An 11,673-nucleotide genomic window follows, 5' to 3' on the forward strand; every position below is an offset into this window, starting at 1 on the left:
CCCATTCACCCAAGGAATCCAATGATGACCACAGTGTTGCCGACCACCACCGCCGGCAGTCTGCCCAAGCCCGCGTGGCTCGCCACGCCGGAGACGCTCTGGTCGCCGTGGAAGCTCGCCGATGCCGAACTCGCGGATGCGCAGCGCGACGCCCTGCGGCTTGCGGTGGATGATCAGCGCCAGGCCGGGATCACCATCATCGGCGACGGCGAGCAGACCCGCCAGCATTTCGTCACCACCTTCATCGAGCATCTGAACGGCGTCGACTTCGATCGTCGCGAGACCGTGCGCATCCGCGATCGCTACGACGCCAGCGTGCCGACGGTAACCGGCCCCGTGTCGCGCCCCCGTCCCGTGTTCGTCGATGATGCCCGCTATCTGCGTGCGCAGACCGATCAACCGATCAAATGGACCCTCCCCGGCCCGATGACGATGATCGATACCTTGTACGACGCGCATTACCGCAGCCGGGAGAAGCTGGCGTGGGAATTTGCCGGCATCCTCAACCAGGAGGCGCGTGAGCTGGAGGCGGCTGGGGTCAACATCATCCAGTTCGACGAACCGGCGTTCAACGTGTTCTTCGACGAGGCGAACGACTGGGGCATTGCTGCGCTGGAACGCGCCGCCGAGGGGCTGACCGCCGAGACGGCGGTGCACATCTGCTACGGCTATGGCATCAAGGCCAATACCGACTGGAAAAGGACGCTCGGCTCCGAATGGCGGCAATATGAGGAAACCTTCCCTCGCCTGCAGCAATCGAACATCGACATCATCTCGCTCGAATGCCGCAATTCGCGGGTGCCGATGAATCTGATGGAACTGATCCGGGGCAAGAAGGTCATGGTCGGCGCGATCGACGTCGCGACCGAACAGGTCGAAACCGCGCAGGAGGTTGCCGAGACGCTGCGCCAGGCGCTGCGCTTCGTCGATGCGGACAAACTGTATCCGGCCACCAATTGCGGCATGGCCCCGCTGCCGCGTGCCGTGGCCCAGGGCAAGCTGAAGGCGCTGGGCGCTGGCGCGCAGATCGTCCGGCAGGAACTGACCGGCTGAAGCCGGCGACGCCCGTTTCCCAACCTGATTATCCCCGGCGACAAAATGTCCCAGTGACACCGCCGCACGCAGGCGATATCCGCGATGCCGTGGGGGCGATCCGGAATCTGTTGGCGCAACGCCTCGTCCCGGTGCTGATCTGTGCCGCGGCGTTGCTGCTGAAGGTGCTGGTCCCCACCGGCTACATGATCGTTCCCGATGATGGGCGGATCACCGTCGCGGTCTGTTCGGGCTTCGGCCCGCAGACGATGGAGATCGTCATACCGGGTATGGATCATGCCACGCCCGGCAGTGACTCGTCCAAGGATGGTGGCGGGGGCGACATGCCCTGCGCCTTTGCCGGGCTTTCGACGCAGTTCCTGGGTGCGGTCGACGCCGTGCTGCTGGTCGCCGCGCTGGCGATCGTGGCAGGCCAGGCGCTTCGCCCGATGGTGCGGCGCCTGCCGCGCGCCGCCCTCTACCTGCGCCCTCCGTTGCGCGGACCACCGCTGCTGATCTGACGCGCCGACCGGATTGACCGGCCGGCGACACTGCCGCCTCGCGTTCGCGCGGTGGCGCCCCTGCCGCGTCGCGTGCCCGGCAGGCCCTCGTCAGCAAGAAAGTCCTGTCATGGTCCGCAGCCTGTTGCTCGGCGGCGCCGCCCTGTGCGTCGCCGCTCCCTCCCCCGTCCTTGCCCTTCCCGATGCCGCTTCCGCCCAGCGCGGCGACACCCATATTGCGATCGGCGACGATGCCATCGTCGTCACCGCGCGCGATATGGCACGCTCCACCGCCAATGTGCTCACCTCGGTCGATGTCCTCGGCGGCGATCTTGCCCAGCGGCAGAATGTCGACAACGCCTGGGAATTGTTCGCCCGCCTGCCCGGGGTGGTGCTGACCGATTTCAACCAGGGCACGACATCGGGCCGCTTCTCGATCCGCGGCTTCAACGGAGAGGGCGAGATCAACGCCGTCAAGCTGCTGATCGACGGCGTCCCGTCCAACGACAATGCCGGGCGAACCGACTTCATCGACCTGGTGGCGCCGCTCGATATCGCCGCGGTGGAGCTGGTACGTGGCACGTCCGACCCGCGCTGGGGCCTCCATGCCATCGCCGGCAGCGCCAATATCAAGACGCGCACCGGCGGCAATTACCTCGACATGCGCGGCATCGCTGGCGCGTTCGACACCTTTGACGCACAGCTCGCCGCCGGCGTCGAAACCGGCCGCCTCAGCCAGAATGTCGCGCTCTCCTATCGCCGGACGGGGGGTTACCGCGATCACGCCGACCTCGACCGGCTGACGCTGGCGAGCAAGTGGTTCTACGACTTGGGCGGCGCGCGGGTCGGCCTGATCGCTCGGCACAGCCGCAGCACGGCCGAGGAGCCCGGCTACCTCACCGATGCCGACGCCTATATCGACCGGCGGCGATCCTATGCCGTGTCTGAGACCGACGGCGGCACCCGTAATCTCAGCCAGTACAGCCTGCACCTCGACGCCGATCTGGCGCGCGACCTGTCACTGACCGCGATCGGCTATGCGACGACCAACGATGACGATCGATACGTGCGCTTCTCCGCCAATGTCGCGCAGCAGCGCCGGCTGACGCAGGAACAGCATTATGGCGTGGTCGCCGGCGTGCACTGGCATGCCGCGGGCTGGCTGATGGCGGAGGCCGGGGGCGACGTGCAATGGCAACACAATCGCAGCCTGCGCTGGACGACCGACCGGCGGATCATCACCGCACCGACGCGCGACCAGGATTTCGACCTCACGGTGGGCGGCGCCTATGTGCAGGCGATTGTCACCCCGGCGACGTGGCTGACGATCACCCCGGCGTGGCGGATTGACCGGGTCGACGGTGACTTCCTGAACCGGCTGAACGGAGCGCGCGCGCCGGTCAACGATTATGGCACGATCAGCCAGCCGAAGCTGTCGGTCGCGGTGACGCCCACGGCCGGGCTGACCGCTTACGCCAATTACGGTCGCACCTTCCAGGTCGGCGCGGGCTCCGGTGCCTTTGTCGTGCCGCCGCGCGTGCGCGATGTGGCGCCTTCGATCAACGAAGGGTGGGAAGGCGGCGTCAAACTGTCGCACGGCCGCTGGCTGACCGCGCGCGCCGCGGTCTGGCAGCAGACGGCAAGTGGCGAGCTGCGCCGGCGCCTCAACGATCCCTCCGGCGAATTCGACAATCTCGGCGCGACCCGCCGCCGCGGTCTCGACCTGGAGGCACAAGTTCGCCCGCTGCCCGGCCTGTCCGCCTGGGCCAGCTGGTCGCATCAAAAGGCGGTCATTCGCGTGGCCGATCCCGCCGCACCGCTCACCGCGGGCAATGCGATCGATCACGTCCCCCAGAACGTCGTCACCGCAGGCGTTGAATGGGCCCCGACGACCCTGCCGTGGCGCGCCTCGCTGTGGGGCAATGGGCAATCCTCCTATGAACTCACCACCGCCAACGATCAGGGACTCTATGGCGGCTATTTCCAGCTTACGGCGGAACTCGCCTACCGGCTGAGCGACGCGCTGGAGCTGTCCGCGCAGGTGCGCAACCTCGCCAATGATCGCTACGAATATGTCTGGTACGACGGCACCCAGCGGCTGCACGCGCCGGCCGATCCGCGCAGCCTGTTCGGCGCGATCCGCGCGCGGTTCTGACCGTGTCCCGGATAGGAACGCAGACCGTAACGGCGGGACGGCAGCCCTGGCGATCGGCCGCACGCCGTATCCACCTGTGGCTGGGGCTAACGATCGGATTGCTGTTCGCCGTGATCAGCCTCACCGGATCGGCGCTGGTCTTCTACGTCGGCATCGACGCGGCGCTGCATCCCGAAACGCAGGTGGAGCAGCGGGCACCCGCGCCGGGCTGGACGTCGCCAGTGTGGGATCGTGCGCTGGCGACGGCGCACGCCGCACGCTTCGATCCGGCGGGCAAATGGTCGTTCGAGGTGACCGGGGGCGGCGGCGCGATCCCGGCGCGCTACTATCCGCCTACTTCCAGTACGGTGCGCCACCCGCAGCGGCTGATGGTGTGGTTCTCCGCCGATGGCAGCCGCATCCTGCGCGTCGCACCGTGGGGCGGCTATCTGATGAGCTGGCTCTACGAACTGCACATGCATCTCCTCGCGGGGGACGTCGGCGCGCAGGTCGTCGGTTGGTCGGGCGTCATCATGCTGGTGCTGCTGCTGAGCGGCTTGATCGCCTGGTGGCCGCGCGGCTCGTGGCGCAAGGCGCTGGCGTTCCGTCGCAACGCACCGCCGATCCGCCGCCTCAACGACATCCACCGGCTCGTCGGGGTGGGAAGCGGCGGCTTGCTGCTGATCCTTGTCGCGTCTGGCGTCATCCTCGCACTGCCGGCGGTCAAGGCGGCGCTGCTGTCGCCCGCGACGGTGCCGGAGCCGCCAGCGATCGCCGGCAGCGGACCGGCGCTGCCGATTAGCCGCGCGCTGGCCGGCGTCCGTGCGGCAGTGCCCGATGCCCGGCTCGCCTTCATCGACGTGCCGGGCGATCCCGCCGTGCCGTACCGCGTCCGCATTCAGGTGCCGGGCGACCCGCACCGCCGCTTTCCCGGCAGCTATGTCTTCGTCGATCAGCGTAGCGCGCGCATCGTCGCGTTGCACAATGTGCGTGATGGCGGTCTCGGCACCGCGATCAATACCTGGGTGCGCCCGCTGCATGATGGATCAGTCGGCGGGCTCGTCGGCCGCATCGTCGCGGTTCTGGTCGGCCTGGCGCCAGCCGCGCTGTTCGTCACCGGCCTGTTGCGCTGGCAGCGCCGGCGTGGTCGTTGGGCGGACCCGGCGCGGTGACCATCCGCATCAACACGGGATGGCGCCCGCCTCGCAAACAGGCGTAGGCTAGCGCGGTTGGCGTTCGGCCGACGCGGCGAAGGGCGGATGGACCATCTCGGCTGGGCGCCATGGCTGATCCTGGTGGCGGTCTATACCGCAGTGGTGGTGCGCGCCGTGCTGCTGGAGCGGCGGGAGCCTTATGCCCGCGCCGCGTGGCTGCTGCTGCTGGTCGCGTTGCCGACGATCGGAACCATACTCTACCTGTTGTTCGGCGAGCCATGGGTGTCGCCGCGCCTTCGCCGCCGCACGCGGCTCGTCCACCGCGCGCTGGTCGAGCACGCCCCGCCGCCAGCCCTGGACCCGCCCTCCGCGGTGGCACGCAACGCGTTTCGTACCTGCGAGACGGCGAGCGGCTGGCCATTGTCGACCGCGACCGCCCCCTGGGTGGCGCCCGATGCCGACAGCGCGATCGACCGCGTCGTCGCCGATATCGATGCTGCCCGGTCGAGCGTGCATCTGTCCTTCTACATATGGCTGACCGACCATAACGGCTCACGCGTAGCCGATGCGATCTGTCGCGCGGCGCAGCGCGGCGTCACCTGCCGCATCGTCGCGGACGCGATCGGCTCGCGCTCGCTGATCCGCTCGCCCCAATGGGCGGCTATGCGCGCGGCGGGCGCGCGGCTATGCGCCTCGCTCACGGTCCCCTGGGGGATCGGCTTCCTCGCCGGCCACCGCACCGATCTTCGCAACCATCGCAAGATCGCGGTCATCGACGGCCGCATTGGGTGGTGCGGCAGTCAGAATTGCGCCGACGCCGCCTTCCTGCCCAAGCGCCGCTTTGCTCCCTGGGTCGATATCCTCTTCCGCTTCGAAGGACCGGTGGTCCGCCAGGCGGAACTGATCTTCGCTTCGGCCTGGATGGTTGAAACGGGGGAGGACATGCCCGCCGTGTTCGCGGACCAGCCGCCACTCACGCCGCGTCACGGCTATCCCGCCATCGCGGTCGGCACCGGCCCCCTGTCCCCCGCCTCCACCATGACCAACATTTTCGCCGCGGTGCTCGCGGCCGCCGAGCATCACGTGGTGATCACCACGCCCTATTTTGCGCCCGATCCCCCGCTGCTCGACGCGATTGTCGCCGCCGCGCGCCGCGGGGTGGACCTCAGCATCATCTTCCCCAACCGCAACGACAGCTTCATCACCGGCGCGATCAGCCGGGCCTATTACCCCGTCCTCGCCCGGGCCGGTGCGCGCATCTTCGAATTTCGCGGCGGGCTGCTCCACGCAAAGACACTGGTGGTGGACGGAGCATTGATGCTGGTGGGATCCGCCAACATGGATCGCCGCAGCCTGGACCTCAATTTCGAGAACAACATGTTGATCCAGTCGCCCGAGCTGGCCGAGGCGGTCAGCGCGCACCAGCGCCGCTGGCTGGCGGATGCGATCGAGATTTCCCCCGGCGGCGTCACCGCCCGATCGCTGCCGCGCCGCTTCTTCGATAATCTGCTGACGATGGCGGCGCCGCTGTTCTGACGCATAGGGCGGGGGAGAGCGGCGGCTTTCCCGCCCCTCTCCCGTCCCATCAGAAATGGACGTTCGCCCCCATCAGGAACGCACGGCCCACCAGCCCCTGGTAATAGGTGTTGAGCGTCCCCGCTCCTGCGGTCGCCGGGAAAGGGACGCCCCGGTCGGTCACATTGTCGATGTTGAAGCGGAAATCGAAATTGTCGCTCGCACGGATGATGATCGCGGTATTCCAGATCGCGTAGCTGCCGATCCCGCGGAACTCGCGCGTGGTTGGCGTATCGGTCGCGTTGAACACCGCCGGGCCGGTATATTGCACCTGGTTGAACCAGCTGATCGGCCCGCGATCCAGCGTCAGATTGACGTTGAAACGGTCGATACTCTGGCCGATCTCTCCTCGATCGCTAACCCAAGGGGTCGCCGAGTTGATCTGGTTCTCCTGCTTTATCAGATGCTGGTAATTGACGGTGGCATTTACCCCGATCTCGCCAAATGTACGGCGATAGCTCGCCTCGACGATCACTGCCTCAAACCGACGCCCGCCCTGGTTGATGAACGGCTCATCCAGCGTCAGCACCTGGCCGAAACTTTCGCCCGGCGTCGTATCGCGGGTGATCAGGCTGCAATAGAAATTGTCCGGATAATCAGTTGCGTCGTAGCAGCCGCTCAGCACGTCGGTCGCACTGGACGATACGATGGTGTTCTTGAGGTTGATGTTCACATAATCGGCGGACAGCGCAAACCCGGGCAGGAAGCTGGGCGTCAGGACCCCGCCGACGGTCCAGGAATTGGCCTTCTCATTCTGCAGTCCGCGATTGCCCAGCACGGTGATCGGCACGGTGACCGAGTTGATCAGCGACGAGAAATCCGTCGGTAGGCCGGCCGCCGCGCAATTGGCCTGGCGCACCGCCGGGTTGGGCCCGCTGGTCAGGTTCTGGGAATCGCACGGATCAAACCCGCCATCGAACGCCGGCTGGTCGGCGGCGAACAATTCCGTCACCGCCGGCGCGCGGATCGCGCGGGTGTAATTGCCCCGCACCGCAAAGCCGTCGACCGGCGCCCAGCGGCCGCCCGCCGTCCAGGTGAAATCACCGCCGGCGACCGAATTGTCGACATACCGGCCCGCCGCGTTGATCTCCAGCTGGTAGATCAACGGGATGTTCTGATCCGGCCCGATCAGCGGGGCGCGGAACTCCCCGAACACTTCGTTGGTGGTGTACGACCCACGCACCGGAAGGATCGGGATCGAGCGGCCCAGCGCCTCGGTGTAGAATTCATCGGGCGAGAAGCGGGAGAATTCGCGGCGGTTCTCATAGCCGACGGAAATCGCGAAATCGCCGCCCGGCAGCTTGAACACCGGCCCGGTCAGCGTCGCCAGGAAATCGCGCTGCGAGGTGATCGCCTCGGTCCGCGCATTGGTGGTCACATAATCGCGCGCCGCCTGGCTCGGTGCGCCGCTACCGAACAGGTTCAGCGGCGCGCAGGTGGTGGAGATGGTGCCGTTATATTGCGGCACATTGGGCGGCGACGCCGGGTTGCTCGGGTCCGGGTTGAACGGCAGGCAGACGATATTGCCATTGGCGTCGAAGCCGGCGTTCAGCGCCCGCCGCAGGTTCGGCTCCACCAGCGAGGGCTGGCTCGACCGGCTGTTGGTACGGCCGTAATTGGCCGACACTTCCCAGTTGAACACCCGCTCGCCGAGCGAGAAATCGCCGCGCAGCCCGCCGACGAAGCGGTACATTTCCTGATCCAGCCGCGCCACGCCGGAGACGAGATCGGTATTGGCGCGCCCAAGGTAGAAAACGTCCGTGTCGCCCGCGGGCAGCCCCGCCGCCGTCAGGTTCTGCACGATCAATGCCCGCGCCTGCGGCGTCAGGAACGGATTGTTCAGCGGGATGATGAAATTGCCGTTGACGTCAAAGGCGCCTGGGTCGCTCGCGCTGAAGAAGGCCGTGTTGTAAACCGGCTGACCAGCGAGATTGGTGGCCTTGTTCCGGGAATACCACGCCTCGCCGAAGGCGGTGATCCGGTCCGAAAAGTCAAATTTCGCCAGCGCCACCGCGTTGAACCGGTCATCCTTCACGCGGGCGTTGGTGATGTCGGCGAAGTTCAGGTTGTCACCGCCCAGAAACGTGGTGGGGTCCTGCGTCGGAGTTCCGATGTTGAACGGCACCAGATTGCTGTTGCGATCGAAACCCAGGATCTGGCCCGCCGCATTGCGGACAACGGACGTCGTGCCGCCCGCGGTGGCCGGGACCAGTCGCGCGGCATCGCGGATGAACGGAATGCCCGCCGGGGTTCCCAGATAGGTGCGCGTGTTTTCCACGAGTATCTGGTTGAAGGGCGACGTGCCCGGCGCAGGCGCAATAAAGCCCAGCTGCCGCCGGATGATCTCGCGCTTGTTGCCTAACAGGCCGTCATCGTGATTGTATTCAACATTGACCGTGATGTTGCCGCGCCCGTCGGCAAAGTTCTTCCCCGCGAGCAGGCGCACGCGCTGGTTGCCCAGATCGCCGCGCTGGCTGATCCCGACCTGCCCGTCGACATCCAGCCCTTCGTAATCGTTGCGCAGGATGATGTTCACCGTGCCCGCGATGGCATCGGCGCCATAGATCGGCGCGCCACCAATGGAGATCGTCTCGATCCGCTGGATCAGCTTGGTCGGGATGGTGTTGAGGTCGACCTGCGTGCCCGCGCCGCCGGATGAGAAGATCGTCGCCGGGTTCGCACCCACGAACCGCCGCGCGTTGACCAGCGTCAGCGTGCGCTGCGATCCCAGCCCGTACAGGTTGACGAAGCTCTGCCCGACGCCAAAACCGTTGCCCTGGTCACCGACCAGCGAACTGTCGGGCACGCCAAAGCCGGGAAGCTCGTTCAGCGCGCGGGCGATGTCCGGATAGCCGCGATTGTTGATCGTCGCGGCGTCGACGGTGGTGGTCGGTTGCGGATTGTCCACCGCCGGCCGCGCGATGCGCGACCCGGTGATGATGATGTCGCCCGGGTCTTCTTCGGTTGTCGCCGCGACCGTCCGGGGGGTGGGCGCTTGGGCCGTGGCCGTTTGGTCTGTCTGGGGGGTCGTGTCTGGGGTGGTCTGCGCTACCGCGATGGCGGGAAGCATCAGGGCGCCGAGCGCCGCCGTCGAACTACCTGCGAAAAGAGCGAACCGTTGCATGGCTTCCTCCCTTTTGTCGTGCTGGCTTTCTGTCGTTCTGGCTTCTTTTGTCCGTGTGGCGGGGAAAACGCCGCGACCGCGATTGCGGGAGCATGGGTTCCGGCGGCACGACGCGATTTGCTACCTGCTGTCACAAAGGAGCAACACTGAAGCGCGGCGCAGCACCGACGCGCGACGCAGACGTTCAAAAGCGGACGGTAACGCTCAGCCCCCCGTGCGGCGCATCGTCCAGCGTCAGCGTCGCATCATAAAAACGCAGCAGGTCCGCCGTCGCCGCCAGGCCAAGGCCGGTCCCCGGCGTCGCCGGGTCCAGCCGGATACCGATGTTGGTCACCAGCGCGCGCTGCGCCGCGGGAATGCCGGGCCCGTCATCGCTGATCGTGATCCGGTCATCCCCGCCCGCCACGGTGATCGTGCTGCGCGCCCATTTGAAGGCATTGTCGATCAGGTTGGACAGGATCTCGGCCAGATCACCGCTGTCGCACGGCAGGCGCAGCCCGTCGGGAAGGTCGATCACGACCCTGATCCCGCGATCGGCATGGAGGCGCTGCATCGCCTCCACGATCCGCACCAGCAGCGGCGCAACCGCGGTCCGCGTCCCCGCCCCGCGCGTGCCCGCCGCGGCTGCACGGGCAAGGTGATAGTCGATCTGCCGCTGCATCATGCGGCAGCGTTCAAGCAGGAACGCCGCGCTCTGCGTCTGGCCGGCGTTTTCCAGTTGCTCGGCCTCCGCGGTGATCAACGCCAGCGGGGTGCGCAGATTGTGCGCGAGATTGCCCGATTCCGTCCTTGCCCGCGCGATCAGCTGCGCCTGTCCCTCCAGCAGCGCGTTGAATCGGGTGACGACCGGCTCGAACTCGGCCGGGACGTGCGGGTCCAGCCGCTCGATCTCGCCGTTGCGCAACCGGTCCACCTCCTCACCCAGCCGGCGAACCGGCGTCAGGCCGAATCGCACCAGCAGCGCCGCCCCGCCCAGCAGCAACAGGCCGACCACCGTCATCGACAGCGTCAGGTCGAACCGGAAATGGTCCACCTGTTCCTCCAGCAGGTGCTGCGCCGAGGCGATGGTGACGGTCAATGGCTGCCCGTCCCGCAACACGCGCGCGCTGCGCTGGAGCACCTCCTCCTCCGCGCCCGCCCGCCCGCGATGCCACGCCTCATCCGCGGCGGGGATCAGCCGCAGCCCGTCGGCGAGCGAGGGCGACAGCGCGCTCCCCCGCGGCCCGTCAACCTGCCAGTACAGTCCCGATCGCCCGACGTTGAACTGCGGATCCGACAGCGGCTGTCGCACCACCGGGCGCCCTTGCGGATCGAAGTCGATCAGCGCCACCAACTCGCCCAGATGGTGATCCAGCTCGGTCTGGAAACGGTCGGTGGTGTGGCTGCGATACAAATATCCGATGAACAGCCCGGCCAGCAGCACCGCCAGAATCACGCCCAGCGCCGACCCGACGATCAGCCGCAGCCGCAGGCTGTTGTGCAGTGGCTGGCTCATGCCGCGAACCGATAGCCGAGGCCGCGCACCGTCACGACATGCTCGCGGCCGATCTTGCGCCGCAATCGGCCGACCAGCACCTCGATCGCATTTTCGTCGCGCTCCTCGCTCAGCGGATACAGGCTGTCGATGATGCTCTGCCGAGTCAGCGTCCGCCCGGCATTGTAGACCAGCAGTTGCAGCAGGTGAAATTCGCGCGCGGTCAGCGGCACCGGCCGGTCGTCCAGCCTTGCCTCGCCCGATGCGGTGTCGATCGCGATCCGCCCCGCGGTGATCCGCGTCGCGCTATGCCCCGCCGCGCGCCGCGCCAGCGCGTGGATCCGGGCGACCAGCTCCTCCGTGCGTACTGGCTTGACGATGAAATCATCGGCGCCCGCGTTCAGCCCCTCGACCTTTTCCTCCCACCCGCTGCGCGCGGTCAGGATCAGGATCGGCGTGGCGATGCCCCTTGCGCGCAGCGCCCGCACCAGCTCAATCCCCGACATGCCCGGGAGGCCGACGTCGACCACCAGCACGGCGAAGCCGTCGCTGGCGAAATCCAGCGCATCCTCGCCTTGGGCCAGCCATTCGCAGGTCATGCCGTGCCGCGCGAGGTTCGCGACGAGGCGCTCGGCCAGCGCGGCTTCATCTTCGACCAGAAGGATTCGCATGGCTCATTC

At 67.2% G+C, this 11,673-nt stretch carries 8 protein-coding genes; 5 read left to right on the forward strand and 3 right to left on the reverse strand.

All coding sequences use genetic code 11. The features are described 5' to 3' along the window. The first annotated feature begins 24 nt into the window (after nucleotides 1-24). The 5 genes from CA236_RS13955 (at nucleotide 25) to cls (ending at nucleotide 6,356) form a co-directional block, all read left to right on the forward strand. Nucleotides 25-1,053: a methionine synthase gene (locus tag CA236_RS13955; protein ID WP_125946042.1), complete on the forward strand. Its 1,029-nt coding sequence runs from the start codon at nucleotides 25-27 to the stop codon at nucleotides 1,051-1,053. Between the two features lie 89 nt (nucleotides 1,054-1,142). Then, nucleotides 1,143-1,553, forward strand: coding sequence for a DUF2946 family protein (locus CA236_RS13960; RefSeq protein WP_046407518.1), 411 nt, complete (start codon nucleotides 1,143-1,145; stop codon nucleotides 1,551-1,553). Between the two features lie 109 nt (nucleotides 1,554-1,662). Next, complete coding sequence (locus CA236_RS13965) at nucleotides 1,663-3,687, forward strand: TonB-dependent receptor (RefSeq protein ID WP_125946043.1); 2,025 nt, start codon at nucleotides 1,663-1,665, stop codon at nucleotides 3,685-3,687. Between the two features lie 2 nt (nucleotides 3,688-3,689). Further along, nucleotides 3,690-4,838: a PepSY-associated TM helix domain-containing protein gene (locus CA236_RS13970; protein WP_206430578.1), complete on the forward strand. Its 1,149-nt coding sequence runs from the start codon at nucleotides 3,690-3,692 to the stop codon at nucleotides 4,836-4,838. 57 nt (nucleotides 4,839-4,895) lie between these two features. Further along, on the forward strand, nucleotides 4,896-6,356 hold the full coding sequence (gene cls / locus CA236_RS13975; protein ID WP_241212667.1) for a cardiolipin synthase: 1,461 nt from the start codon (nucleotides 4,896-4,898) through the stop codon (nucleotides 6,354-6,356). A gap of 49 nt (nucleotides 6,357-6,405) precedes the next feature. Here cls and CA236_RS13980 read toward each other — a convergent pair whose 3' ends face one another. The 3 genes from CA236_RS13980 to CA236_RS13990 all read right to left on the reverse strand — a co-directional run bounded on the left by CA236_RS13980 (nucleotide 6,406) and on the right by CA236_RS13990 (nucleotide 11,664). Next, nucleotides 6,406-9,519 carry a TonB-dependent receptor gene (locus CA236_RS13980; protein WP_125946044.1) on the reverse strand — a complete coding sequence of 1,038 codons (3,114 nt, stop codon included), beginning with the start codon at nucleotides 9,517-9,519 and terminating at the stop codon, nucleotides 6,406-6,408. A gap of 184 nt (nucleotides 9,520-9,703) precedes the next feature. Beyond that, the gene (locus tag CA236_RS13985; protein ID WP_125946045.1) at nucleotides 9,704-11,014 is read right to left on the reverse strand and encodes a sensor histidine kinase; all 1,311 of its coding nucleotides are present in this window, start codon (nucleotides 11,012-11,014) and stop codon (nucleotides 9,704-9,706) included. Beyond that, a complete protein-coding gene (locus CA236_RS13990; protein WP_125946046.1) occupies nucleotides 11,011-11,664 on the reverse strand; it encodes a response regulator transcription factor in 654 nt (217 codons plus the stop codon). Before CA236_RS13990 ends, CA236_RS13985 begins: the two co-directional genes overlap by 4 nt. Between the last annotated feature and the right edge of the window lie 9 nt (nucleotides 11,665-11,673).

The sequence above is a fragment of the Sphingomonas sp. ABOLG genome, from assembly GCF_003950435.1.
GTDB classification, from domain to species: Bacteria; Pseudomonadota; Alphaproteobacteria; order Sphingomonadales; family Sphingomonadaceae; genus Sphingomonas; species Sphingomonas panaciterrae.

Bases quoted from the DNA above. Each gene is read 5' to 3' on its own strand.
- CA236_RS13955 (WP_125946042.1), top strand. From the start codon at position 25: ATGACCACAGTGTTGCCGACCACCACCGCCGGCAGTCTGCCCAAGCCC.
- CA236_RS13965 (WP_125946043.1), top strand. From the start codon at position 1,663: ATGGTCCGCAGCCTGTTGCTCGGCGGCGCCGCCCTGTGCGTCGCCGCT.
- CA236_RS13980 (WP_125946044.1), bottom strand. From the start codon at position 9,519: ATGCAACGGTTCGCTCTTTTCGCAGGTAGTTCGACGGCGGCGCTCGGC.
- CA236_RS13985 (WP_125946045.1), bottom strand. From the start codon at position 11,014: ATGAGCCAGCCACTGCACAACAGCCTGCGGCTGCGGCTGATCGTCGGG.
- CA236_RS13990 (WP_125946046.1), bottom strand. From the start codon at position 11,664: ATGCGAATCCTTCTGGTCGAAGATGAAGCCGCGCTGGCCGAGCGCCTC.